Raw genomic sequence first — 25,953 nt, forward strand, 5'->3', positions numbered from 1 at the left:
TTAGATTACAAAGATTTTAGAACCTCCACATAATTGTCGAGTTCCGCTTTGCTTCTCTTTTCTGTAACTGCTATTAATAAGCCTGTGTTTCCAAATTTCTTAAGATTCAAACCACCCATTATCTTTTGATCGTGCAATTTGGCCAGTATATCATCTACATTTTTCTCACAATTGATGGCAAATTCATTGAAAAACTCTTTCTTGTATTTTAACTCAAATCCAGGTATTTTTTCAATTTCTTCTGCCAAATAATGTGCCTTGTTATAACATTGCTTAGCTACTTCGACTAAACCTTCTTTTCCAATATAAGTCAGGTAGGTTAGAACGGCCAATGTAATAAGACCTTGGTTTGTACAAATATTCGATGTTGCTTTTTCGCGCTTGATGTGTTGCTCGCGTGTTTGTAAAGCCAATACAAATCCCTCTTTGCCTTTTGAATCGAGTGTTTTACCAGCCATTCTTCCCGGCATTTTACGAATATTAGCGTCCTTGGTTGCGAATAAGCCGATGTAAGGTCCACCAAAACTCAATGGAACACCTAACGGTTGACCCTCAGCAATAGCTATGTCAGCTCCATAATCGCCTGGTGATTTTAATATACCAACTGTAATAGGATTAAAAGAAACGATAAACTGTACTTTGGGAAACTCTTTCACTAATTTGTTGATTTCATCAACTTGCTCCAAATTGCCAAAAAAGTTAGGATGTTGCACGATGACAGCGGCTACATCATCACTCAATTTTGACTTTAAATCAGCCAGACTAATGGTTCCATCATCTTCTGCGATTTCATCATAAGTGACACTTATTCCAGATAAATAAGTTGTTAATACTTCCTTATAATGATCGTGAAGTGTAGATGCAACCAGAATTTTATCTTTTCGGCTTATATTCATGGCCATAATAGCTGCTTCAGCAATAGCACTTCCTCCATCATATAATGAAGCATTGGCAATATCCAATCCGGCTAACATACTTACACATGATTGAAATTCATACATAACCTGTAAAGTACCTTGGGATAATTCTGCCTGATAGGGTGTATATGCTGTGTAAAACTCTGGACGAGATATGACATGATCAACAATTGCTGGAATAAAATGATCGTAAGCGCCTCCACCTAAATAGCTGGCAAATTCCGTTACGGTTTCATTTTTATTACTTAAATCTCTCATATGCTTTAATACTTCATATTCAGAAAAAGCATCTGAAATTTTCAGATCACCTTTTAATCTTAATGAAGCAGGAATATTTGAAATTAAATCTTCAAATGAATTTACACCAATAATCTTAAGCATTTCTGCTCTTTCAGCATCAGTATTTGGAATGTAAGTCATGTAAATATTTTTTATTATGATGTTTTTAACTAAATGACAATATTTTTGCGGTGGCAAGTTAATAATTTTAGTTGTTCTTCATATTAATTATATTGGAGAAAAACATATCTACACAACAAACTATTTATCAAAGAGATGATTAAAAAAATAATCAAAAAAGCAGAGTATATTTCAAGTCAGCCAACATGGAAAACATTAGTATTTGAAAAAAGTCATGAATATGCTTTTATTGGGCGGTCTAATGTTGGAAAATCATCACTGATAAATGCCTTGTGTGATAAGAAAAAGTTAGCACTGGTTTCAAAAAAACCCGGTAAAACAAAAATGCTTAATTTGTTCAGGATCAATGATGCATGGAATTTAATGGATTTACCTGGCTATGGTTATGCAAAAGCATCTAAAACTGATCGAGTTGGATTTCAGGAAATGTTGAGTGATTATTTCAATAATCGCAAAAACTTGGTCAATGTGTTTGTGCTGGTGGATCCCAATATTCCTCCGCAAAAAATTGATATTGATTTCATCAACTTTCTGGGTGAAAATGTAGTGGCTTTCGCAATTGTGTATACCAAAACGGATAAAAGTACATTGAACAAAATCAATCAAAACATACAGGCATTCGAAAGAGAACTGCTAAAAGAGTGGGAAGAACTCCCCCCTTCTTTCCGTACATCAGCAAATACCAAAGATGGAATTGAAAAGATAACCAGTTATATTGATCAACTCAATAAGGAAGTTGAATTGTTGAAGGATTAAGAAATTGCTAAACTGTTAAATTGCTAAACTGTTAAATTGTTATATTGTAGAATTGCTTTGCTTCCTATTCGTCATTGCGAATGGAACGAAGTGGAAAGACGCAATCTCATCGATAAATCTGAATAGTTTGAATTCGGTGTTTCCCAATTAAAGGAGTAACTTTTACAATGTATGTTCCTTTGTTTAGCTTTTCGATATTTATTCTGTGCCATTTTTCATGTAAATCAGTAACATGATAAAGCCTGTCTCCACTTACTGAAAACAATTCAATTTCACCAATGCTTAAATCCAAATGATAAGACTGTATGTACAGATAGGTAGTAGCAGGATTGGGATAAATCAAAAAGTCCCGTATAAAATCTACCTCAATGTCTGTTGAACCACATTTCTTTACTAAAATCTGATAGGCACGACTAGAAGTTGCCTCCATAGTACAAGCGTCATCGACAACAGAAACTGAAAAACTATAGGGTATAGTGCTTATATCTGTAGTAGTTGTTGCCCATAAAAAAGTTCCTGTAGGATGCTTTGTTTGATTATTATTATCAGACCAATGTACACCAGCAATTTTGTTATTTAAAGTTAGCCTTAATGTATCCTTTGAATCATAATCATTTGAATGAATAATAAACTTAGCTGTATCTCCTCCACAAACCTCTTTGTAATATGGACCCGACAATACAGGAGGATTGTTATTCGGACAACTCAGAACAATGAATTGAAAAATTCTGTTTACAAGTCCAAGTCGAGTAGCACCACGATATACAGATGCTTCAACCATAAAAACCGTAGTCTGAATTTTCATGGGTCGAAAACGTAATTTCTGCGATTGCGCATGCAAAACAAAACCTCTGGGAAATGGATATTGATCTGGAAACCCCCAATAGTAAATAGGTTTACTATAACTATAGTTATCGCTGTAGCTAATTGGATGCCCTGTATTTGCAGGTATTTCTTTCATGGAATAGACAATGGAATCATACTCCTTTTCATTTGAGCATGCCAAATCAACTTCAATATCTCGTCCGATGCAGAAAATCTGAGTAGGCAAAGATTGAAAGTCTGGCGAATTTACTTTAGACTTCAAACAAATATTTATCCTGGACTCCAATACAGCAGCCTGCCCCTCTTTTAGGGTCATAATATTTTTATTGAAAAACAGGTCGTCAACTCGCAGGATAATTTCACATTCTGTTGGTAATCTTTGTATGACTAAAACACCCTGGTATATACATTCCTGAAAACCAAAAGGAAAAGAACATGATAAATTATCACAACGCGTACAGCAATGCTTGCAAACGGGTGTTACATCTTTTGTTGCAACCTGTTCTAGGATTATCTTTTTAGCCAAAGCACCCGATTTTGCATAATTTACAGACAACAGTTTTTGCTTGAACTCTTCTTCATTGCAATCCCTGTAAAGTTTTGCCTCAATTAAAAAACTATCCTGCCCTATTTGTGTCCAGCCTATTTCGCCAGCCATAAAACTAGCTTTTGCCAAAAACCCAGTAGTAATCAATAATAAGGTTAAAAGTAAATTTTTCATCTGATGAAAATATTTATGTTGATTTCAAAATCTATTCTATTAATATTCGCCTACTAAGCTGAAATTCATTCAAATCCAACTGAAGAAAGTAAATTCCTTGTTTCAGACCAATAACATCTATTGTACAAGGTAATTTAGCATTATTATCCGACAACACTTTCATACCTACGGTATTAAATATTGAAATTGATTGACAATTAGTAATTTTTCCAACATCAATGAATAACTTATCTGATACTGGATTGGGATAAATTGTAACGAATTGTTCGTGATTTTCATGTAGCGAGCTGAAAACTTCTATCAATTGCTCTTTTGTCAATTCACCAATACAGGTTGAATCACTGATAGCTATTAGTTTTACATCCAGCAATCCTTGATTAAGATAAGTATGAGATGGATGCTCGAAAAACGAACTATCTCCATCACCAAAATACCATAAATAATTAGTAATTATACCAGAGCTTATACTACTTTGATTTATAAACTGAACCTGCAAAGGCAGAGTTCCTGTATCTTTATCAGCTACAAAGTCTACAATCGGTAGAGGATTCAAATTAAAATAGATTTCCTTGCTATTTGCACAACCATTGGAATCACTAACTTTATATACTAATGGGTTCGTTGAATTTGATTTAGATGGATTGAAAAAATGATCAAAACCAATTCCTGTGCTACCACTCCAAATTCCTCCATCAGGCGAAACATAAGGTTCCAAGTCAAGGTATTCATCTTCATCGCAAAAACTAAATGCTTGAATAATATTGATTTTAGGATAATCTTTTATCGCAACAGTTGTTTTGTCGAAAGTGAAACAATGGGTTGCTGTATCTGTATAGGAATAGAATAACAAGTAAGATTTTGCATCGGCTTTATTAACTCTTAACACATTATTCTTAACAAGTATGGTATCCTGACCATACCAGATTCCTCCTTTTGGAGATACAAAACTATCAAGAGCCAGATTTTCATCATTCAGGCAAATATCTGGAATAGGTAAAAAGTTAATCTTGGGTTCTTTGTCGTAAAAAACTATTATAGTGTCTTTATCCTTACAGCCATTTTCATTAATCGCTTCACAACTAAAAGTACCGGGCATGTAAACAATAATACTTTCTGTATGTCCTTTGGGGCAAGTGCAAGACAAATCCAGCCAATTAAAAGATGAAATTATATGACCTTCATCAAATTGGGGTGTAGCACTCAGTTCTACTGGATTACCAGGGCAGGTAATTGTATCCTGAGATAGAGAAATATTGAAGTCATCGACTTTAATCCACATGCTATCTGTATCGGAAAACATTGAATCTCTTACTTCTAAAATTACAAGTGTATCCTTTACCAAAGAATTTAGTTGCAAAAAAGATGTTGAATCTCCAGTACTCCATATATAACTGACATGGCTAAGTGAGTCCGAAACTATAGGAGTAATTGAAATGCTCCCATTCTTACAAATTACTGTGTCATTCGGTAATTCAACTTTAATTTTTTTCAGAATTTCTAACGTATCAAAATAAGCTTTTGTACATCCACTTCCTTCCACTTCCAATCTGATTGGATATGAGCCAATACTATTTATAATTAAAAAATAATCAGCATTCGACTTTACATGCTTGTTATTAACATACAATTTGTAGGATATGACACTTTTTGTATTGATTGCTTTTAATTCATATTTATTTATTCCAACATGTAAGATCTCTATTTCGGCCTTTGGTGAAGGTTCAACATATATCAAATAAGATTTTGAGGATTGCCCATAAGCTGGACACTTATTGTCATATATCTGTAACGTAAGCGTATAAGGGTTTACAGAAATATCTGAGCTATCTGTTTGCCAATATAAAGTACCACTTGCTTTCCTAGTTGTTAAATTGTTATCTGACCATGTGCTCCCTGCTGGTTTTTGAATTAATTTATATTGAACAGTATCATGGAAGTCAGTATCAGTATATAAAACTGGTAGTACTAGATTATTACCTGCACAAATTCGTAATGTGTTTAAGTTAGAAAATCGAGGCTTATTATTTTGAGGACATGAAATAACCTGAAAAGCTATGTCTCGATTAACTTCCCCTATTTTCACATACACTCCACTAATTTTTCGCCATTCAATTACTTTTAACATTAAGAATGTGCTTTCAATTTTCATTGGTCGAAATTCGATATCTCCAGTTTGCTTGTTAAGACGAAAGCCAGTACCATGTGGTAATGTGGCATTTGCATTTGGGAATCCCCAGAAATACAATGGTTTATCATAACTATAACTGCCCGAATAACTTATAGTAGTACCATAACTATTACGTGGTTGGTTAAGCTCATACGAAATTGAATCCGACAAATTGCCGATGGAATCTCTATCCTGATCATTTGCTCCAATATTGTAATGAAAATCAGTACCAATACAACCTAATAAGATAGGATCATTCATTAATTGTGGGCTATTATCGCAAGGACTTAAACATCGATTTAATACTGAATAAACAAAAACGCCTACTCCTCCACTGGATAAATTTGATGTGCCAACTCTTGAATCCCCATAGTTCTCAAACCTGATTTCACAAATACTACCAACATTTCCAAGATAAACTACTTTGAGGGCAATCTTTTTTTCTATTCCATATGGAAAAGTTGAATTACCATTACACCTTGAATCAATGCTTGAACAAATGGGAGTAATATCAACTGTAGAAGAAAATGCTAATGATTCAGACCTGATCAACGTGTTAGTACTATGATCTCTAATATTAAGTGTATTTGTTGAACCTTGAATCCCATTACAATCTCGATAATAAGTATACTTAACCAAAAAACTATCCTGACCCACACAAGTCCAAGTAATATCAGAACCATATTGATGGGTGGCTTTTGCAAAAAAACTTAAGGATACAATTAATAAAACAAAAAACAACTTTCTCATAATCATTCAATTAGTATTCGCTTTTGAAACTGATTCTCATTTAATTCTATCTGAAGAAGATAAACGCCTGGTTTAAAAGTACTAACATTAATTGTACAAGGAAGTGTTTTTTCGTTTTGAGAGAACACTTTTTCGCCTAGGGTATTAAATAAGGAAATTGATTGACTGATAGTAGTTTTTCCCAAATCAATAAATAAACTTTGTGAGACAGGATTTGGATAGATTTGCACAATTTGATCAGGATGTTTACCTAATGAACTAAATACCTCTATCAATTGCTCTTTTGTCAATTCACCAATACAGCTTGAATCACTGATAGCAATTAGTTTTACATCCAGCAATCCCTGATTTAGATAAGTATGAGTTGGATGCTCGAAAAACGAACTATCTCCATCACCAAAATACCATAAATAATCAGTAATTATACCAGAGCTTATGCTACTTTGATTGGAAAACTGAACCTGCAAAGGCAGAGTTCCTGTATCTTTATCAGCAACAAAATCTACAATCGGTAGTGGATTCAAATTAAAATAGATTTCCTTGCTATTTACACAACCATTGGAATCAGTAACTTTATAAACTAATGGTTTCGTTGAATTTGCTTTGGATGGATTGAAAAAATGATCAAAACCAATTGCTGTGCTACCACTCCAAATTCCTCCAACAGGCGAAATATAAGGCTCCAAATCATAGTATTTGTCTACATTACAAAAACTAAAGGCTTGAATCATATTGATATTAGGATAATCTTTTATCTCAACAGTTGTTTTGTCGAAAGTGAAACATTGTGTGGTTGTATCTGTGTAGGAATAAAAAAGCAAATAATGTTTAGCTTGTGCTTTATTTACCTGCAACATATTGTTTTTAACAATAATAGTATCCTGACCATACCAGATTCCTCCTTTTGGAGATACAAAACTATCGAGAGCCAGATTTTCATCATTCAGGCAAATATCTGGAATCGGCAAAAAGCTAAGCTCAGGTTCTTTATCATAAATAACTACAATTGTATCTTTGTCCATACAGCCATTTTCATTAATCGCTTCACAACTAAAAGTACCTTGCATATAAACGATAATACTATCGGTGTGTCCTTGTGGGCATGTGCAAGACAAATCCAGCCAACTGAAAGATGATACTATTTGGCCTTCATCAAATTGCGATGTAGCTCTCAGTTCTACTGGATTACCAGGGCAGGTAATTGTATCCTGAGAAAGTGAAATACCAAAGTCATCGACTTTAATTAATATAGAATCCTCATCACTACAGCCATCGGTATTTGAAGTTGATAAATGAAAGTAAGTATCTTTAAATAAGGGTATCGTATTTAGATAAGAGTTCGTATCCCCTCCTATCCACAAATAGGATAGTGGTGAGCTTGTTCCTATAACTTTGCTTTGAATTTGAATACTATCTCCCATGCAAATAATAGTATCTATTGGCAATTCAACTTTAAGGACATTTTGGACATTAAAAGTATCAACAGACTTCTGCACACACCCAAATTGATCTTCGACTATAATATCCAAGGGATACAATCCACTTTGATTAAAATCCAAAGAACATTTGAAATTTTGTGAGATTGTGTCTCCATTTATAAGCCAATTAACAATAGCTGCAGGAACTTTTTTATAATTATACTCAAGTATGTATTTGCCGCAATTTTGATCAAGAATAGTAAATCCGGGTTTCAAATTTGAAGATCTTACCCTTATCTGCACTTTTTTGTAATCATGTCCATTTATAGGACAATGTTGATCGTGTGCATTGACAACGAAAGTATAGGGAATAGAACTTACTTGTTGCTCTGATGGCACCCAGTTTAAAACTGCCAACAAACTATCTTGGGAATATTTTGTTATTGACCATTGAACACCTGATGCAAATGAATCCAACATCAATGTAAGTGAATCATTTATATCCTTATCATAGACCATATAGCTTAATTGTATTGTATCGCCTACACAAATTTCTTCATAATAATCGCCAGTAATAATAGGTAAGTTATTTCCCGTACAAGACATAACAATTAGTTGATGATCTCTAATGGTTTCGGCAATTTTAATCCATGTATTGTTTACTTTTTTAAATCTTTTAACTTTTACGGCAACAACAGTTTGTTCAACTTTTTGCGGATTAAATAATAAAAATCCATTTCTGTTATCCATATGAATACCTTTCGGCAAATAATTATTTTTTTGAGGGAAGCCCCAAAATGAAATAGGCTTGTCATAAGAATATGAGCCAGAATAAGTGCAATTATCTGTCAGTTCATAGGAAACAGAATCTGTTGTTGAATTTGCTACAATATCACTTTGCGCACTTATTTGATAATTGAGTAAACTATTTTGATTTAAGCAGATTAAAGTAGTGGGATCATCGGCAAATTCCATGGAGGCATTTATTGGAAATAAACATCTATCAAGTTTAGCATTAAGATATAAAATGTCATTGCTCGATGCTCCAGTTGTAATATTATCACTTCTGCAACACATACTGGCACTAATCAATAAGTTGCAACAACTTCCAGCATTAGATAATACAAATAATTTTACATACTCAAATTTTGAAATACCATATGGAAAAGTACAAAATTGAGGGTGTGTGCATTTATTGCATGAAGAAGCACAAGTAGGTGTAATATCAGTTTCTGCGGGTTGTGTAATAGTTTCTGAAGCCAATAATGCACCGGTCTCACACTTGATAGTAACCGTTAGATTACTTGGGAACAATGTGGCACATTCTCGATATAGAGTTGTAGTAATCAGAAAACTGTCCTGACCAACACAGCTCCATTCAATTTCGCCTCCGGTAATATGAATGGCTTTTAAAGAGAAGCTTGCTAAAATAATGGATAAGATTAAAAGTAATTTTTTCATAGGGCTATTTTATTAAAATACGCTTCCAATATTTTTCAGTTTGCGTATCAAGTTGAAGGATGTATACTCCTGTATTTAATGAGCTTATGTCCAATAAATAGGGTAAATTAGTTTTTGATTTTTGCAATACAGTTTCGCCTAAAGAATTGAAAACACTAATTGCTCGAATAACTTCAGGATTTTCAAACTTTAACAGGATTTGTTCACCTGCTGGATTTGGATAAACCACTAATTTTTTTGCTTTTACTGGAGATATCGACACATTGGTATCATAAACTAAAGTATCAAAATAAATGCGCTGACATTGCTGAGTTTCAACCTGCAGCGTATATGGATATTTCCCTGGTTTATCAAATTTATAATGCATGGAAGGTCCGGCAAAAACAAATCCCGGATTGAAATTCCCAACCCATGTGTAAGAAGGATTCTTTCCAACAATCGTTTTTGCATGAAAATAATAAAGACCTCCTCCACTGTCAATTTTGGTATGTTCTGCTTCTGGCAGAGGTTTTACTAAAATTTGATAGGCTCTTGTTGCACTCCCATTTACCGGACATGCATCATCTTTTACTGTAACCGTAAAAACATAAGGAATGTCACTGGCATCTTCTTTAGCAGGTGTCCAAGAGAGCGTTCCTGTTGGATGTTTTACTACTTTATTATTATCATTCCATAAAGCTCCTGAAATACTTCCATTCCAGCTTATCAATAAAGTATCTTTTGAATCGTAATCATTTGTGTGAATACTGAAGTGTACTGTAGAAGTAGCACATGTTTCTTTATAATAGGGCCCAGCTAAAACAGGTGCATTGTTTTTTGGACATTGAATTACAATAATGGCAATTTCGCGGGTGGTCTCACCAATAATTTTTTGCCCATTACGGAACTCAGTCACTTTCTCTGCCATAGATGAAAAGCCAAAAGAATCCGGTCTGAATTGAATTCCACCACAAATTTGATCCAAATGAAATCCTCTAGGAAATGGTAATTTCTCATTTGGATATCCCCAAAAATACATGGATTTATCAAATGTAAATGGACTATTATAGGTAACAATAGCAGTAGATGATATTTTTGGAGCCACCCACTCATATGATAGGGAATCGAGTAAGCCTCCACTTCCTCCAACATCAATATCTACAACTCCATGGCAAAAAACAAAATCCTGATCTTTACAAATAATAGCAATGGGAGGATTCGTAAAACTCGGGGAATTATCACATGGAGAAATACATCGGTTTAACCATGCTTCCAAATGAAAAGGACTATTTCCCTGAATATTTGTGAATGCTTTACTTCTGCAACAAGCTGTATACGACATACTAATTTCGCAACAACTAACTGAACTTGGTATTACAATCAACTTTGAATAAGTGTATTGTTCGATACCATATGGAAAAGTACTGTTGGGATCCTGACAACGTGTTGAAGTTGCTCCACAAGTTGGTGTAATATCAACCGGAGGTGGTTTCATTATTGTAAGGTTTTGAATTAAAGTGCCTGTTGATTTACACTTAATAGGCATTTGAATAGAATCTGGCATTGCAGCTTGATTGCAATCTTTATACAAGACCATTTTAATTATAAAACTATCGGAACCTATACACGTCCAGGTAATATCACCTCCAAGATAGCCAGTTTGTGCTTTTACAAAAAATGATAAAGAGATAAATAGAGCAAGTGCTAGAAAAGTCTGTTTTTTCATAAGATTTCTGTTTATTGATAAGAAATTTTTCACTACAAGCATAAGAGAAATGAGTTTTACCTTTTCAGGAAAATTCGTATTAACATCCTTTAGTATATATGTCAGACCAAAAGTAACCATTAAACATAAAATATTTGTTTAATTTTACAATCAGACAATTTGTTAAAAAATGTCAAAATTATTCTGCTGGCATATCATTTGCCAATTTGATTCTTGATTTAAAATAAAAAAACATGAATAAAATAGGGAAACAACTAATACTACTCTTAATTGCAGGGATTTTAGGTGGAATAATTGGCGTTGGAATTGTCATGTCAATTGATAATAATGACAAGAATACCGATGGCAACAAACCAGGCAATCTTACTAATTTTACAGTCGACCAAATTACAATACCCACATTCGATTTTTCAGTTATAGCCGAACACATTACACCAACTGTTGTTCATATCAAAACAACGATTGATGCTAGTTCAGTTGAAAATCCACATAAAGGCAATCCATTTTTTGAGTTCCTTGATCCAAAAATGTTTAAATATCCACAATCAGGAAGTGGCTCAGGTGTTATCATATCATCTGATGGCTATATTGTGACAAACAATCATGTTGTAGCTGATGCAGATAAAATTGAAGTAAGCTTATACGATAAAAGAACTTACATGGCTGAAGTAATTGGTAAAGATCCACAAACCGATTTAGCTTTAATAAAAATAGATGCCAAGGACTTACCAATTTTAGACTATGGAAATTCGGATGAATTGAAAGTTGGTGAATGGGTGCTAGCACTTGGAAATCCTTTTAATTTAAACTCGACTGTAACCGCTGGTATTGTTAGTGCCAAAGCCAGAAGCATTGGAATATTAGGTGGTGGTTCTGCAATAGAATCATTTATTCAGACTGATGCCGCAGTAAATCCCGGGAATAGTGGAGGAGCCTTAGTAAATGTGGAAGGAAAACTTGTTGGCATTAATACAGCTATTGCTTCCAGAAGTGGGCAATATGAAGGTTATTCATTTGCTGTGCCTTCAAATATTGTTATTAAGGTTATTAATGATATTAAGAAATATGGAAAAGTACAACGCGGTTTACTTGGTGTAAATATTTCTGAAGTAACTACTGAAATTGCCAAGGATAACAAATTGGATAAACCTATAGGTGTATATATTCAGGATGTTGTTGCAGAAGGTGCTGCAAAAGAAGCTGGAATAAAAAAGGGCGATATAATAATAAAAATCAATGACAGGAAAGTAAACTCAGTGCAAGCTTTGCAAGAAGAAGTTTTCATTAACAGACCTGGAGATAAAATTGACGTCACTTTAATCAGAAACGGAAATGAAAAAGTATTTAGTGTAACTCTTAAAGATTTCAAAGGCAATGAAGAAATTGTTATTGATAAAACAGATGAATTAAGACGTGAACTAGGTGCTGAATTTGCTGAGTTAACTGCAAAAGAAAAAGCCAGAATGGGTCTTGAGAATGGAGTTCGGGTGAGTAATGTTTCCAGTGGAAAAATGAAATCTGCAGGCATTCCTAAAAACTTTGTGATCACGAAAATTGATCGAAAAAGAGTCATTAAAATTGAAGATGTATATGAATTTCTTGGAAGTGCCAAAGATGGCGTACTTATTGAAGGAATTGAACCTGATGGTTCAAAAGCATATTATGGCTTTGGATTAAGTGATTAGTTTTGATTTAAGGTTAGAGTTTATAAAGGCTGTTCCGAATAATTCGGGATGGCCTTTTTTTGACTCATCCCCTAACCCCTTCTCTAAAAAATCAAAGAAGGGGAATTGATCCTACTTCAAAATATAAATTTATTCACAAATATATAGGAGTACAATGTGTTCCCTTCTTTACGCAGTAGAGAAGGGCTAGGGATGAGTTCCTAACACCTATACTTCAAAACTAATTTTCACCCTATCCAATACTAAATTGATATCACCAAGTTCTTTATTTTTAAAGCGAATGATTCTATATCCCAAATTCTTTAAAACTGCTTCTCTATCTTGATCATATTCCATTTGGAAATCGTGAATCTTACCATCTAATTCAATAATCAATTTATACTCTGCACAATAAAAATCAACAATATAAAACTCTGGTTGGGTTGAGTCTTTTATCACAATTGGATGCTGTCTGAGAAACTTCTTTCCTCCGAGTTTTCTATTTCTTAGAATGTTCCATAGTATTTTTTCAGCTGGAGTTTGATTTTTCCTCAAATCTCGAGCTGTGTTTTTTATAGCGTCCCATTTATTCATGGCTTGAATTTAACTCATCCCCTAACCCCTTCTCTGAAAAATCAAAGAAGGGGAATTAATCCTACTTCAAAACTATAATTTTATTCACAAATATATAGGAGTACAATCTGTTCCCTTCTTTACGCAGTAGAGAAGGGCTAGGGATGAGTTCCAAATACCTACAAAAACCGCTTCTGCATTTTGCTCTTCTGGTGCATTTCCTCCGCACCACTGATCTTCTTAAGATGAGATTTGGGAATTGTCATCGCTAAGTTTTGTCCAATAACCTCTACATGTATTATAAACTTATGATGCCCCTGTGCTTCAGCTAAATTCCCAATTAATCCCTCAAGTGGTCCTCGAATAATTTGAACTGCATCTCCAAGTTTGTATTCCTGCGTATTCACTTCAATTTCAATATCAGATTCTAACATTTTTTTTACGGCTAAAATCTGTCGTTCAGGAATTGGTTCGGGAAATCTTCCAAGCCTGACAAAAGAGACAATTCCTTCTGTATTTAGAACATCATAGTAATCATCCATTCCAATTTTAATAAATATATAGGACTTGAATACAGCTTCTTCAACCCATTTTTTGCGATCACTCCATTGTTTCAGAATTTTGTGAATCGCCAGATAATGCTCTACCCCTTTTTCAGTAAGCTTCTCACTAACTTTCTTTTCGCCTCTTGATTTTGTATATGCTGCATACCACTTGGGTTCCTTATCAATAATAGTTGCCATTTCTTACATGATAATTTAGTCTTTTGTCTAAATCAACTCTTTTAATCCTTTTGCTGTTTCCTCAAAACTGAATTTCGGTTCATAGTTAAAATCTCGTTTTGCAGCATCAATTTTACCAGCAATATCGTAATGAAACTTGCCAGCAGCGTGAATAGTTGGATGCAAGAATCCAAATAATCCCAACATACTATCAGCAAGGCTAAACATGCTGCACATCCAATTCGGGAGATGAATTGGCTTATAATCTGTTCCTAAACTTTTGGCTATGGTTTGATAAATATCGTCAACACTCATCGTGTGTTCATTCCCAGCAATCCAATACCACTTGCCATAGGTGTTTTCTTTTTTTTCAGCTTTGAAAAAAGCTTGAACAATATCATCTACATGGGATGTAGAACGAAAATTCCTTCCATTTCCAAATACCAATTGTTTTGGCCAGCTAAACATCCCCAGAAAATTCAATTGTCGCGGGGGTGCAAATGGCCCGAAAAACCAGAACCCTCGCATGGATGTTCCATCAACAAATCCTTTCTTTGTTTGATCCAATAAATACTTTTCGCCCAGATATTTACTTTTTCCATAATTCTTGTAGGGCGATGCTATATTGTATTCATCAAATATCCTTTTCTTTTTCGTGCCATGACCACAAACTGAATCAGTAGACATGTAAATAATTCTTCGAATGTTTTTTTCTATGCAAGCATCCACCAAATTTTGGGTTCCTTTTTCATTAACCTGATATAGCACTTTGATCTTGGATGGATAAATAGCACCAGCTATATGAAATACGCTTGTCACGCCATCCAATGCATCCGAAATATCTTTTTTATTAGTAATATCACCATACACTATCTCATAGTTCGATGGTAAATCCAACAAATCACTGTGTGATTTTTGAACTAATAGCCTAACGGCACGGTTGGACTGAAACTCACCATCAATATCTCCATTGATCATGATGTCGATCATACGATTGGCCAACCAACCTGGAGCACCTGTTATTAACAGTTTTCCCTCTTCTTTTGACACATTTGCATTCTCCTTAAGCTTCATTCCCAGCTTAGTTGTGCCTGTAATTCGTTTGTTTGCTTCATGTACAGCATCCGAAATCAATTCTTTTGTAGGAATTATTTTATAATCCAAATCTTGTACTGCTTTAGAACTATCATACCATGAAAAGTTCCCAAAAACACTCTTTGCATAAGATGCTTCAAGTATGGGTTGCATGCCAAATAGTTTAAAAATAGGAGCAGTCATTCGAGCACCCAAAACAATTAACCATTTTGGTATTTTAATAACAGGTTTTGAAAAAAGACTATAATCTGATAATGTATCATAAAACTCTTTGAAAGTAACGTTTGAACCACCCAGAATATATTTCCCTTGTTTCTCACCTCGTTCAAAAAGATTAACCTGAGCTTTGGCAATTTCTGTAACTGATGCCAACGATATACCTCCGGAAAAATAGAATGGTTGACCCTTTGAAACATAATCAGTAATGATTTTATGAGGGGGAGTCATCTTAGGATCATTTGGACCGATTACCCAAGATGGATAAACTCTCCTGATGTCAGCATTTTTCTCCTGAATCAATGATTCAACAAAATCTTCTGCTATCAGTTTTCCGTTTACATACGGACTTTCAATGAATTTTGTACGATCATTCTCGGTGATAAGAACATCCTTATTTTCACTTCTACCTAAAACGACCACAGAACTTGTATAAATTAGAATAGGAACCTTCTGCTCCAAGCAGGAATTGAAAAAGACCTCTGTAATTCCAGCTGTGTTCTGAATGATCCGGTCTTCATTTGATCGACTGGTCGTGTTTTCTGCTGCTAAATGAAAAACTGCATCAATATGAGTAAGTTGATTGGCATATGATTCAGGATTAAGTAAATCGCAATTATGTGTTTTTGCGCCTAATTTTTTGAGTTTAAATACATTTAAGTTTTCTCTCCTGATCAGAATTGTTGTATCATATCCCCTGCTCAATAATTCTTTAGCAACATGAAATCCAATATGCCCCGATGCCCCTGTTACAACAACTTTTTTCATTCTGTATTAATTTGCTTTTGCTTATAAATATTTTGCGCTAAATCCTAATCGCTTCCTGAAATAATAGAGTAACACTAAAACAGCATTTTTAATTGCTCCCTTAGAAACACTTTTTGAAGGTGCGCGGTAATGAATAGGAACTTCCTGATAGCGTTTTTTGCGTAATAAATAACGCATTTCTGTTTGGTAAAAATGTGCTTTTGACTTAAAAGGATAATCAATGATTTGCTTAACAATTTCACGATGAAATGCTTGAAAGCCAGAAGTCATGTCATACATGCGAGTGCCTAATAACAGGTTTGTCATCCGGGTTCCATTTTTTGAAAGTAAACGCCTGAAAAGTGGTGAATCGGCCATAGAGCCACCATTGTTGAAACGGCTGCCAAATGCACATTCATTGCCTTCGTTTAAAACGCGTATAAACATATTGATAGCCCTTGGATCGTGTGATAATCCTGCATCCATTTCAATAATAATATCATGATTATGATTGTAAGCTTCACGCAAACCACGCATGTAGGCATCCACTACATTTCTATTCTCAGGAGCCCAAACGGTTTTAAATCGTTTGTCTTTGGCTTCTAATTCCTGGCTCATTACCAAAGTTTTATCCTTTGAAACATTATCAATTACAAAATAGGCTGTTCCCTGACCCAATTTATCAAACACTTTTTTGACAAGAGTCACGAACTCGTCAAAGCCCTCTTCCTCGTTAGCCATAGGAACCGTGATTGCAAAATCATTATCGTAATAGTTCATGCTATTAATTTTAAGCAATGCAAAAGTACCAAAAGCAATCATTTTTTGTCCATGCTTTTACATCTTGATTTGTTGTGCAACATTCAATGATTAATATAGTGCTATATGTATATTCTTAAATAATCTATAAATTCGCAACATGCTAAGACCATTTGAAGATCAGTTCATCGATATTCATACTCATCGAAAAAGTTGCAGGAACTTTGTTTTCATTCTTCGTAATGTATTTGCGGAAGAAATGGATAATGATTTACTTGCCAAACAAGATACATACTCATTGGGGCTTCATCCCTGGCACATCAAATATGGAAATCTTGAAAGTCAATTCAGACGATTAACCCAATTTGCAAAATACCCCAAAGTATTGGCAATCGGAGAAAGTGGCCTTGACAAAAAAATTGAAACTCCTTTAGCTGAGCAAATCGAAGTATTAAAAGCACATATAACAATCTCTGAAAAACTGAAGAAACCACTTATCATACATAATGTTAAATCCACTAATGAATTATTAAGAATTCGACAAGAAAGTAAAGCCAATATCCCTTGGATTTTTCATGGTTTTAGTGGTGATTTTGAAAAAGCTACTAAAATTTTTGATGCCGGCTGCTATATATCTATCGGTCATTTATTAATGAATAAAAACAGTAAAACATTTAAAGAATTTCAAAAATTCCCTTTGGATAAATTGTTTTTCGAAACAGATGACAAATCATTTACAGTTATTGAACTTTATCAATTAGCTGCCGATTTTAAAGATTGCTATGTCGAAAAAATAAAAGAACAGATCTTTGCGAATTATAAAAGACTGTTTGATGAGCTCACAATTTGAAAACCACTGGCAATCGCGAACCAAATTATTATTGGGTGAAGAAAAACTAAATCGCTTAAATCAGGCGCATGTGTTAGTTATTGGCTTGGGTGGGGTTGGTGCAACTGCTACCGAACAATTGGTACGGGCAGGAATTGGTGAACTTACAATTGCTGATAGCGATCAAGTGAGTTTAAGTAATATAAACCGCCAACTTCCGGCATTGCATTCAACAATTGGGATGGATAAAACGGAAGTTATCGCTAACCGATTAAAAGATATAAATCCTGATTTAAAATTGAATATTGTAAACACTTACCTGAAGGATGAAAACTTAACAGATCTTGTTTCAAAACCATACGATTATATTGTGGATGCAATAGACACACTTTCGCCCAAAGTTTTTCTTCTTTTTCATGCCATGAATAATAAGCAAAGGCTTGTAAGTGCTATGGGGGCAGGTGCTAAACTCGATCCGACAAAAATACATATTGCTGATATTGCTGACACACACACTTGTAATTTGGCCATTCATGTTCGGAAAAGACTAAGGAAACTAAATATTACCAGCGGTTTTAAGGCCGTTTATTCCTCAGAAAAAGTCATTAAAGAAGCATTGATTTATGTCGAAAATGAACAAAATAAAAAAACCAATGTGGGTACAATTTCTTATATGCCTGCTATTTTTGGGAACTATTGTGCATCAGTAGTAATTAATGACTTAATAAAAGAATAAGATGAACAAATTAGTATTGATAATTGCATTGGTAGCATCTACAGTTTATACATACGCTCAGGAACTAATTACAGATCGACCAGATCAAACTGAATCGGCTCAGGTTGTGCCTTTACATAGTTTGCAAATAGAATCAGGATATGTCTTTGAAACAAAAATTCAGCTTGGAGAAAAAACAATTACCGCAAACTCTACACTTTTGAGGTATGGAATTATTAAGGATTTTGAATTAAGACTTGGCGTTGATTATTCTATATACACGCCCAAAACAGGAGCTGCAAAATTGAAAGGTTTTAATCCTATTTATGTTGGTTTTAAGCTTGAATTTACGAATGAGGATGGAGTATTTCCCGGTATTGCTTTACTAGGAGGTTTAGGAATTCCCAAAATTGCAAGCGAAGATTTTAAAACAGATAGAATAGCACCAGACCTAAGGTTAGCATTTTCGCATACATTCTCAGAAAAGCTTTCGTTAGGTTATAATGTAGCGATTGAATGGGATGGAAATCATAATATGCCCGTGGGAGTTTATACCGTAGCATTAGGATTAGGACTTACAGAAAAGTTTGGATGCTATATTGAAGCATTTGGAGATATTTGGAATAAGGAAGGTGTCCAACAATTAGCTGATGGAGGATTAACTTTCCTACTATATGACAATTTACAAATAGATGCTTCTGCAGGAATTGGATTAAATGACATGGCAACAGACTACTATTTATCCGCAGGATTGAGTTGGCGAATTCCAAGATAAATTATTGTTGCTCGTCCTATCTTGAGCCAGAATATTGAAAATTAATTAATAGAAGCCAAATCTTCATACCAGCTATGAATGAGTTTTATTTCGTCTTTTCCAACTAACTCCATATCTACCAAAGCTTGGTAGCATTTTATAACATTATCGCTTAAATATTGTTCTCCCGATTTGATATCTAAATCTTCCAATGTTTTAACAATCCTATCGTTGTTTAAATAACCTGGAATTTCATCTTCAAAATCCTTCATTAAATTATGCTCGTTTCGATCTTGCCACACGGTAGAGTTATGAAAAAGTAAATGCCAATTGTTTTCCCACAAAATGCGTTGAGCAATAAAACTTCGCCAAATGTCGGTCATACGAAAACTACAGTAGGATGGCAAATACATCAATGGAAATGCCTCTTTAAACCAAGTAGTGTTCTGACTATTAAACGGACACCAACTTCCCTTTCCTAAAGCTAAATTAAAATCCTTTTCAAAACTTACAGGCAAAGGATATGATAAACGAAACATGGCATCTACATCCGGATTTTCATCAGCTAAACCTTGCTGTATGGGTGAAATAATGTCTTTTATGGGGAAAGAATCCTTAGCCGGTTGAATCTGTTGCAAATGCTCCAATGAAAAACCACGTGGCCAAATGAATTTATCTGTAAAATAGGTGTAGGTATTCAACCAATAATCACCTTCCGAAACAGCTGATTTTTGCTGAATGTTTCGATCTGCCCAAAAAGAAGCTCGTGGAAAGTTGTCATCATCTGTTTCCAGCATCAATTCAGCACCATTTTGAATAGCCAATAAATAACCAATATTTTTACGACCATAATGACGGGTTGGAACTTCTTTGGCAAACTTGAATTTCAGTTTTAATTGCTCCTCGTAAGAATAAAAATCACATCCATTCAGTTCAAATTTGTCAGGCGACTTTGTATCACCAATTACTATAAAGTCAACATTGTTTTTCAAGCTACCTTCAGCCAGACTTTTCATCACAGGATTAGGAGCAGAAATTGACGTTATTATCAGGGCTGTTTTTTCCATTACATCAGATTTTGCGAGCAAAAATACAAAGCATTTGCTTATCTACCCTTTCTTAATAGAATTCAAATGATCTAGAAAACTGTTTAGAGAAAAAAGAACAAATTCATAAATAGCATTATGCGTTACATATTTATAAAACTATTACATAAATTTGAGAATTCTTTATCTGATTTGGTTGACAATAAATATCTGTTTTTGATCAAAGCATTAAACATTCGCATTATAATTATATATCGTAGTTATTGTGAAATAAACATTCGTTAGAAACCAAGTTAGGGAACATTAAAATGAAACAATTTGTACTTATATACTTGATAATCACATTTTGGCATATTTCCTATGCTGATTCATGGGAAGAACCAAAAACGAAAGTCTATTATAGTTCAGACAGCTCATATTATGTGTGTATAATACCTGGTAAACTTATTAAAGAAAGCTTAGAAAATTATAGAGATTCTATGGATTTAGATATTCTTGAATTTGAACCGTGTATTGCAAAAATGTACACAAGAAGTTTGATAGGAGATAGTTTAGTTTGGGAAAAGCAATTATTGAATAAAATATCTCCTATTTCTGCTCATGTTTCAAATAATGGGAAATATCTTGTTACAATAGATAATTGGTATTACTCAGGATTTGGTGATGAGATTATTGTGATCTATGATAGTTTTGGAACACAACTTTTAAATTTATCACTTGAAAACATATCACCATATTCGCTTGATAATTTTGAAAGAACATCAACTTCAATATTATGGAATTGTGGAATAGAACTAATTGGGAATAATATCCTTTCGATTTGTTTCGTTTATGGAAAATTAGAAAAAACAATTCCAGTTCAAATTGATTTGGATGCAATGTTTAAATAAAACGTTCCCTAATAAATAGGAGTTCACTTACTCGCGCGCACATTATGTGCGTGACCAAAACCACTAACATCCATTTTGAAACTGAAAAAACCTACACAATCACATATTTTCACTATTTTTACTTCATGTCTGAAAAATATAAATTTCATAATCCCGATGGAATATATTTCGTCACATCAACAATTGTTGAATGGGTACCATTGTTTCTGAAAAAGAAAATGTGCGATATCATTCTCAACTCATTAAAATTTTGTCAACAAGAAAAAGGATTAGTTATACATGCGTGGTGCATCATGCCAAATCATATTCATTTAATCATTAGTAGAAAAGGGACGTATTTCTTATCTGACATTTTAAGAGATTTTAAAAGATTTACATCTATTAAGATTGCCAAAGAAATCGAATCTTCTAATTCCGATAAAGATCAAAAAGCTTTAAAAGTTTTCAGTAAAAGGGCTGAAGAGCTGAAACGAATCAAGAAATATAAAATTTGGCAGGATGGAAATCATCCTGTTGAATTGTATACAAATAAAATGCTTGATGATAGGTTGAACTATCTACATGAAAATCCAGTTAAAAGTAGTCTAATGTCAATTGCAGAAGACTATGCATATTCATCAGCTAAAACTTACTGTGGAGAAAAAGGACAATTGGAAATTGAACTTATTGAATAAAAGTTATTGCTAAATGTGTTGCACGCGCAAAATGCGCGCACTAGTATTGAGAAGAAGGATTGACACAGCGCAGATCTCAACCCCTTGGAGTCATGACAAATATTTGGAATTTTAATAACAATAGCATATATTTGTAGCATATACTAACAAAATATACAACAATGCAAAATTTATCATTAAAACTAGATGACTCAATTTTTAAAGAAACAGAAAGTTTACTGAAAAAATTTAAAGTTCCTAGAAATCGATACATAAATGAAGCATTAGCATTCTATAATCAGATTCAGAAAAGGAAATTGTTAGAAAAACAGTTAGAAAAAGAATCGAAACTTGTAAGTAAAGAAAGCATAAATGTTTTAAGCGAATTTGAATTACTCGAAGATGCATATTAAGCAATTTGAGATTTGGATTGCTGACCTTAATCCTAGAATAGGAACTGAGCCAGGTAAAACACGACCAGTTGTAATTGTTCAAACTAATTTATTAAATAGCAAGCATCCTTCATCAATAATATGCCCTCTAACAACAAACATTCAAAAAGAAAGTAAAATACTGAGAGTTCATCTGAAAAAAAGAACCGCAAATCTTGATAAAGCAGCTGACATCCTTATTGATCAATTAAGAGCTATAGACAATAAAAGACTAATAAAAAGAATTGGGAGATTAACATCTAATATTGAAGAACAAATCAAAGAAAATATAAAGATTGTTCTTGATTTATAAAGAATTACTTTGACTTGCTCATCAGCACTCAACTAGTCCCATATGAACTCAACAATTAATCCCTCACTCGCGCGCACATTATGTGCGTGACGAAAACCGAAAAACAGTGCTAACTTCTCTTAAATAGTTGAACTCAACAATTAATCTTCAAATTAATTCTCATTCGATTGCAGAGATTTGAAACTTACAATCTGATTTTTATCTTCATCCCATAAACGAAGCCTAAGGCTTTTAAAACTATTCTTTATGGTAATGGGTTTGATATGAAATTCCTCATTTTCGCTCAAGCATTTTTGCAAATAATAGTTGGGTATTTTAGGACTTAAATGATGGATATGATGAATGCCTATATTTCCAGTAAACCACTGCAGTATTTTTGGTAATTTAAAATATGAACTTCCTTTTAATGCCATCGTTTTATAATCCCAACTTTCTTTACGTTCCCACTGAACATCATCGAATTGGTGTTGGATGTAGAAAAGAGAAACACCTGCTGCTGAAGCAATTAACAAAATGGGCAACTCAATAAGAATAAACGCTTTGAATCCAATCATTAGACTTATGCCCACTATAATAGCAGCCATAACAAGATTGATCAGATGAACATTCAGGTGTTCTTTAACAGTTCGATCTTTGGATGAAAATCTATTCTGGATGAGAAAAATGAAGAGTCCACCAATAGGAAACATGAGCAAAGGATGACGATAGAATTTATAAAATCGTCTTTTCGATTTGGGTAACTTCAGATATTCCTTAACCGTAAACGTCTTAACATCTCCTACTCCTCTTTCATCTAAGTTCCCGACAGTTTGATGATGAATATCATGGCTTATTTTCCATTTCCAAAAAGGAGTAAAAAAGAATAAGCCCAATATAGAACCTACTATTTTATTCCATTGTCTGGATTTATAAAAAGATCCGTGTCCGCAATCATGAAAGATAATGAAAATCCGAACTGAAAAACCAGCTGCTATAAAGGATAGTAGAATGGTTAACCAATACGAAACCGATAAGCTTTGGTACATAAAATACCATACGATTAAGAATGGGCCAACTGAATTAACAATTTGCCAAGCGCCTCGCAAGCTACTTGGATGATTATATTTAGAAACGATTTCGTACCAGGATAATTTGGTATTGGAATCTTCTTGCACATTGTGTTTCATTACCTTCCAAAGATAAATAACATTTTATTAATATCATCGTTCTCTAATTAGCTTTTTGACTATCTGCTGCCTTTAAAAATGTTTAATTTCCGTATTTTTCTTCTGAAAAAAATGCAGCTATTTTTAATTGAATTAAAGGATTACGAAAATTAATGCATGGACTTCAATAAATTTCTTTCATAATATATCGGTTTAATAAAATTTATCTCAATATGCCCAAGAAGAAGAAACAGATAGCAAAACAGCCTGAAATTAAAGTTGAAAAGAAATCACAAAAAAAGCAAACTCTTGCCTTTGTCGATTACAAACACATGGGTTGGGTATTAGGAGGAATTTATTTTATCCTCATGGCTATTATCAGCTTCACCTACCATAAAATTGGGGATTACGGAATAGAAACTGACTTTTTCTGGTCATACGTGCCTCAGGCACAAAGCTTTTTGGATGGAACTATTGAAATTGATAAATACCGAGGACCATTATATCCAATGATTTTGGCACTAGTACAAATAATCACAGGGAATTATTTTTCCGCAGGAATACTCATTGCAGTTCTATCGTCCAGTATTGTTATATATTTCATTTACAACATACTGCGAAACTTATTCACACCACTGGTTGCATTAATAGCAACTATTCTAATGGCTGTAAACACAACCTTTAACTTGTATACCTATTCAGCAGGAACTGATATGTTCTTTTTCCTGATAGCCTCAGCTGCATTGTACTTTCTGCTTCGCAACAAAGAATATAAGTGGAGTAATTTATTGCTGGCTGGGCTATTTGCTGGATTGGCCTACATTACTCGTTACAATGGTGTGTTTATCGTAATAACAACACTGGCAGTAATACTTTTTATCAATTTATTTAAAACCACATGGCTTAATCGTATTATTGCTTCTGCTATTTTTATTGGAACCTTTATTATTATTATCACTCCTTGGGGTGTTTATACCCACAAAGAAAAAGGCAAAGCTTTTTTCAATCAAAACTATCAGAATGTTGCCTATGAATATTTGGCAAAAGGTGAAATGGGTTGGGACGAATTCTGGTATCAAGGCAATCGCGATAAGTACTCTTCGCTAAGTCAAGTTATATTTAAAGAACCAGCTAAATTTTTTAAACAGTATTTCAATAATGGCTTTGATCATTTAGGAAAAGATTTAAGTAGTTTAATTGGATGGCATATTTCTATTTTCTCACTATTGGGTTTACTCCTATTGTTTTCAAAACCACCTAATAAACAACAATGGTCTTATTATTTAGCCAGTTTACTATTTTTTGCTGTGCTATTACTGGTTTTTTATAGCGAGCGATTTTCTCTATTTCTGATTCCATTCTATACAGTTTTTGCTGTGAATTTTTTGTTTGCTGAAAACAAGTTTCTTAAAGACAAAATTGTTAAGTCGAATGTTTTAATAATCCTACTTTCAGGAATATTAATCATCTGGACCTTTTCAAACTCCTACACATACAACAGTGAAAATATAAATTCAGGTGATAAAAACTTGCTAAAACTAAAAGAGCAATTCGACAAAGCAGAACCTATTGAAACAAGAGGTGATAAAATTATGGCCAGAAAGGGGCATATTGCCTATTATTTAGGTTTGGAAAAACCATGGGTGCCCAATGCGTCTGACTACAATGAACAATTAGCTTTGATTTTGCGAAGTGGAGTCGATTATGTATCTTATGGAGTTTGGGAAATGGGCCGAGGACTTAACTTTTTGCAAGATCCTAACAATCTCCCACCACACTTTGAGTTGGTTGCCTATTCAAATCAAAAGAACAAAGTCATTACACAAAAAGAAGAGGGCAATCAAACCTATAAAATTGAGGTTAAAAAAAGACAAGAATTTGGTTTGATTTACAAAATAAAAATTGATTCGGCTGAAGCACAAATTGTAAAAGCAGGCGATTGGATGAACGAACACTTCCCTTTTAAAGATCACCCTGAAGTAAAGGAAGAAAAAATTATGGCCGCCATGCCACTAATCGGATATTATATCAACCGTACATTTGTGGAATTCGCTCCATCTGAAGCTCAATTTTTAGTAGCGGATTTAAAGCAAAAAGGGATAAAATATCTATATTTTGGCAAGCACGAAGCATCACGATATTTGAATCTGGCCTTTTTATTAAATCCAGATATGGCACCACAAGGTTTGACTCCTATTTTAGATTTGTCCGCAAACTCACAGTATCCGGCCATACTGTATGAAGTGAAATAATTCCTTGCT

Annotated in this window: 21 protein-coding genes; 10 read left to right on the forward strand and 11 right to left on the reverse strand. The window is 33.8% G+C overall.

Annotation, left to right across the window (positions count from 1 at the left end):
• Nucleotides 1–5: 5 nt before the first annotated feature.
• The gene (gene gcvPA, locus HOG71_12320; protein ID MBT5991628.1) at nucleotides 6–1,343 is read right to left on the reverse strand and encodes an aminomethyl-transferring glycine dehydrogenase subunit GcvPA; all 1,338 of its coding nucleotides are present in this window, start codon (nucleotides 1,341–1,343) and stop codon (nucleotides 6–8) included.
• 129 nt (nucleotides 1,344–1,472) lie between these two features.
• Between gcvPA and HOG71_12325 the strand changes: the two genes are divergently transcribed.
• Entirely contained in the window at nucleotides 1,473–2,093 is a 621-nt protein-coding gene (locus tag HOG71_12325) for a YihA family ribosome biogenesis GTP-binding protein (protein ID MBT5991629.1), read from the forward strand.
• 106 nt (nucleotides 2,094–2,199) lie between these two features.
• Here HOG71_12325 and HOG71_12330 read toward each other — a convergent pair whose 3' ends face one another.
• Genes HOG71_12330 through HOG71_12345 form a run of 4 tightly spaced genes read right to left on the reverse strand, consistent with a single transcriptional unit; the run spans nucleotide 2,200 to nucleotide 11,140 of the window.
• Nucleotides 2,200–3,639 (reverse strand): T9SS type A sorting domain-containing protein, encoded by a 1,440-nt coding sequence (locus HOG71_12330; protein MBT5991630.1) that lies wholly within the window; start codon nucleotides 3,637–3,639, stop codon nucleotides 2,200–2,202.
• A gap of 31 nt (nucleotides 3,640–3,670) precedes the next feature.
• Nucleotides 3,671–6,556 (reverse strand): T9SS type A sorting domain-containing protein, encoded by a 2,886-nt coding sequence (locus HOG71_12335; GenBank protein MBT5991631.1) that lies wholly within the window; start codon nucleotides 6,554–6,556, stop codon nucleotides 3,671–3,673.
• Between the two features lie 2 nt (nucleotides 6,557–6,558).
• Complete coding sequence (locus HOG71_12340; GenBank protein ID MBT5991632.1) at nucleotides 6,559–9,435, reverse strand: T9SS type A sorting domain-containing protein; 2,877 nt, start codon at nucleotides 9,433–9,435, stop codon at nucleotides 6,559–6,561.
• A 4-nt stretch (nucleotides 9,436–9,439) separates the two neighbouring features.
• The gene (locus tag HOG71_12345) at nucleotides 9,440–11,140 is read right to left on the reverse strand and encodes a T9SS type A sorting domain-containing protein (protein ID MBT5991633.1); all 1,701 of its coding nucleotides are present in this window, start codon (nucleotides 11,138–11,140) and stop codon (nucleotides 9,440–9,442) included.
• A 233-nt stretch (nucleotides 11,141–11,373) separates the two neighbouring features.
• On the opposite strand from HOG71_12345, the gene HOG71_12350 reads away from it, so the two are divergent.
• Nucleotides 11,374–12,825: a Do family serine endopeptidase gene (locus tag HOG71_12350; GenBank protein ID MBT5991634.1), complete on the forward strand. Its 1,452-nt coding sequence runs from the start codon at nucleotides 11,374–11,376 to the stop codon at nucleotides 12,823–12,825.
• Nucleotides 12,826–13,032: 207 nt separating this feature from the next.
• Here the strand turns inward: HOG71_12350 and HOG71_12355 are convergent, their stop codons facing one another.
• The 4 genes from HOG71_12355 to HOG71_12370 all read right to left on the reverse strand — a co-directional run bounded on the left by HOG71_12355 (nucleotide 13,033) and on the right by HOG71_12370 (nucleotide 16,937).
• Nucleotides 13,033–13,398, reverse strand: coding sequence for an endonuclease domain-containing protein (locus tag HOG71_12355; GenBank protein ID MBT5991635.1), 366 nt, complete (start codon nucleotides 13,396–13,398; stop codon nucleotides 13,033–13,035).
• Nucleotides 13,399–13,556: 158 nt separating this feature from the next.
• Nucleotides 13,557–14,120, reverse strand: coding sequence for a UpxY family transcription antiterminator (locus HOG71_12360; protein MBT5991636.1), 564 nt, complete (start codon nucleotides 14,118–14,120; stop codon nucleotides 13,557–13,559).
• A 27-nt stretch (nucleotides 14,121–14,147) separates the two neighbouring features.
• The gene (locus HOG71_12365; protein MBT5991637.1) at nucleotides 14,148–16,178 is read right to left on the reverse strand and encodes an NAD-dependent epimerase/dehydratase family protein; all 2,031 of its coding nucleotides are present in this window, start codon (nucleotides 16,176–16,178) and stop codon (nucleotides 14,148–14,150) included.
• Nucleotides 16,179–16,199: 21 nt separating this feature from the next.
• Nucleotides 16,200–16,937, reverse strand: coding sequence for a glycosyltransferase family 2 protein (locus HOG71_12370; protein MBT5991638.1), 738 nt, complete (start codon nucleotides 16,935–16,937; stop codon nucleotides 16,200–16,202).
• 139 nt (nucleotides 16,938–17,076) lie between these two features.
• Between HOG71_12370 and HOG71_12375 the strand changes: the two genes are divergently transcribed.
• From HOG71_12375 to HOG71_12385, 3 genes are read left to right on the forward strand one after another with little or no spacing between them, the layout of a single operon-like run.
• Nucleotides 17,077–17,766, forward strand: coding sequence for a TatD family hydrolase (locus HOG71_12375; GenBank protein MBT5991639.1), 690 nt, complete (start codon nucleotides 17,077–17,079; stop codon nucleotides 17,764–17,766).
• Nucleotides 17,750–18,481: a tRNA threonylcarbamoyladenosine dehydratase gene (locus HOG71_12380; protein ID MBT5991640.1), complete on the forward strand. Its 732-nt coding sequence runs from the start codon at nucleotides 17,750–17,752 to the stop codon at nucleotides 18,479–18,481. The genes HOG71_12375 and HOG71_12380 overlap by 17 nt, the downstream gene beginning before the upstream one ends.
• A gap of 1 nt (nucleotide 18,482) precedes the next feature.
• Nucleotides 18,483–19,235: a transporter gene (locus HOG71_12385; protein MBT5991641.1), complete on the forward strand. Its 753-nt coding sequence runs from the start codon at nucleotides 18,483–18,485 to the stop codon at nucleotides 19,233–19,235.
• Between the two features lie 41 nt (nucleotides 19,236–19,276).
• On the opposite strand, the gene HOG71_12390 is transcribed toward HOG71_12385, so the two are convergent.
• Nucleotides 19,277–20,281 carry a DUF288 domain-containing protein gene (locus tag HOG71_12390; protein MBT5991642.1) on the reverse strand — a complete coding sequence of 335 codons (1,005 nt, stop codon included), beginning with the start codon at nucleotides 20,279–20,281 and terminating at the stop codon, nucleotides 19,277–19,279.
• Nucleotides 20,282–20,568: 287 nt separating this feature from the next.
• Here HOG71_12390 and HOG71_12395 point away from each other — a divergent pair, with 287 nt between their 5' ends.
• The 4 genes from HOG71_12395 to HOG71_12410 all read left to right on the forward strand — a co-directional run bounded on the left by HOG71_12395 (nucleotide 20,569) and on the right by HOG71_12410 (nucleotide 22,547).
• The gene (locus tag HOG71_12395) at nucleotides 20,569–21,150 is read left to right on the forward strand and encodes a hypothetical protein (protein MBT5991643.1); all 582 of its coding nucleotides are present in this window, start codon (nucleotides 20,569–20,571) and stop codon (nucleotides 21,148–21,150) included.
• Between the two features lie 125 nt (nucleotides 21,151–21,275).
• A complete protein-coding gene (locus HOG71_12400; GenBank protein ID MBT5991644.1) occupies nucleotides 21,276–21,824 on the forward strand; it encodes a transposase in 549 nt (182 codons plus the stop codon).
• 161 nt (nucleotides 21,825–21,985) lie between these two features.
• On the forward strand, nucleotides 21,986–22,216 hold the full coding sequence (locus tag HOG71_12405) for a hypothetical protein (GenBank protein ID MBT5991645.1): 231 nt from the start codon (nucleotides 21,986–21,988) through the stop codon (nucleotides 22,214–22,216).
• Entirely contained in the window at nucleotides 22,206–22,547 is a 342-nt protein-coding gene (locus HOG71_12410; protein ID MBT5991646.1) for a type II toxin-antitoxin system PemK/MazF family toxin, read from the forward strand. Before HOG71_12405 ends, HOG71_12410 begins: the two co-directional genes overlap by 11 nt.
• Nucleotides 22,548–22,699: 152 nt before the next feature.
• On the opposite strand, the gene HOG71_12415 is transcribed toward HOG71_12410, so the two are convergent.
• Entirely contained in the window at nucleotides 22,700–23,713 is a 1,014-nt protein-coding gene (locus HOG71_12415; protein MBT5991647.1) for a fatty acid desaturase, read from the reverse strand.
• 212 nt (nucleotides 23,714–23,925) lie between these two features.
• Between HOG71_12415 and HOG71_12420 the strand changes: the two genes are divergently transcribed.
• A complete protein-coding gene (locus tag HOG71_12420; protein MBT5991648.1) occupies nucleotides 23,926–25,944 on the forward strand; it encodes a hypothetical protein in 2,019 nt (672 codons plus the stop codon).
• Nucleotides 25,945–25,953 lie beyond the last annotated feature (9 nt).

Source organism: Bacteroidota bacterium (assembly GCA_018698135.1).
GTDB lineage: Bacteria > Bacteroidota > Bacteroidia > CAILMK01 > JAAYUY01 > JABINZ01.

Coding starts and splice junctions, on each gene's coding strand:
- HOG71_12355 (MBT5991635.1), bottom strand. CDS start 13,398: ATGAATAAATGGGACGCTATAAAAAACACAGCTCGAGATTTGAGGAAA.
- HOG71_12370 (MBT5991638.1), bottom strand. CDS start 16,937: ATGAACTATTACGATAATGATTTTGCAATCACGGTTCCTATGGCTAAC.
- HOG71_12365 (MBT5991637.1), bottom strand. CDS start 16,178: ATGAAAAAAGTTGTTGTAACAGGGGCATCGGGGCATATTGGATTTCAT.
- HOG71_12345 (MBT5991633.1), bottom strand. CDS start 11,140: ATGAAAAAACAGACTTTTCTAGCACTTGCTCTATTTATCTCTTTATCA.
- HOG71_12395 (MBT5991643.1), top strand. CDS start 20,569: ATGAAACAATTTGTACTTATATACTTGATAATCACATTTTGGCATATT.
- HOG71_12335 (MBT5991631.1), bottom strand. CDS start 6,556: ATGAGAAAGTTGTTTTTTGTTTTATTAATTGTATCCTTAAGTTTTTTT.
- HOG71_12380 (MBT5991640.1), top strand. CDS start 17,750: ATGAGCTCACAATTTGAAAACCACTGGCAATCGCGAACCAAATTATTA.
- HOG71_12340 (MBT5991632.1), bottom strand. CDS start 9,435: ATGAAAAAATTACTTTTAATCTTATCCATTATTTTAGCAAGCTTCTCT.
- HOG71_12350 (MBT5991634.1), top strand. CDS start 11,374: ATGAATAAAATAGGGAAACAACTAATACTACTCTTAATTGCAGGGATT.
- HOG71_12410 (MBT5991646.1), top strand. CDS start 22,206: ATGCATATTAAGCAATTTGAGATTTGGATTGCTGACCTTAATCCTAGA.
- HOG71_12330 (MBT5991630.1), bottom strand. CDS start 3,639: ATGAAAAATTTACTTTTAACCTTATTATTGATTACTACTGGGTTTTTG.
- HOG71_12405 (MBT5991645.1), top strand. CDS start 21,986: ATGCAAAATTTATCATTAAAACTAGATGACTCAATTTTTAAAGAAACA.
- HOG71_12390 (MBT5991642.1), bottom strand. CDS start 20,281: ATGGAAAAAACAGCCCTGATAATAACGTCAATTTCTGCTCCTAATCCT.
- HOG71_12360 (MBT5991636.1), bottom strand. CDS start 14,120: ATGGCAACTATTATTGATAAGGAACCCAAGTGGTATGCAGCATATACA.
- HOG71_12415 (MBT5991647.1), bottom strand. CDS start 23,713: ATGAAACACAATGTGCAAGAAGATTCCAATACCAAATTATCCTGGTAC.
- HOG71_12375 (MBT5991639.1), top strand. CDS start 17,077: ATGCTAAGACCATTTGAAGATCAGTTCATCGATATTCATACTCATCGA.
- HOG71_12420 (MBT5991648.1), top strand. CDS start 23,926: ATGCCCAAGAAGAAGAAACAGATAGCAAAACAGCCTGAAATTAAAGTT.
- HOG71_12325 (MBT5991629.1), top strand. CDS start 1,473: ATGATTAAAAAAATAATCAAAAAAGCAGAGTATATTTCAAGTCAGCCA.
- HOG71_12400 (MBT5991644.1), top strand. CDS start 21,276: ATGTCTGAAAAATATAAATTTCATAATCCCGATGGAATATATTTCGTC.
- HOG71_12385 (MBT5991641.1), top strand. CDS start 18,483: ATGAACAAATTAGTATTGATAATTGCATTGGTAGCATCTACAGTTTAT.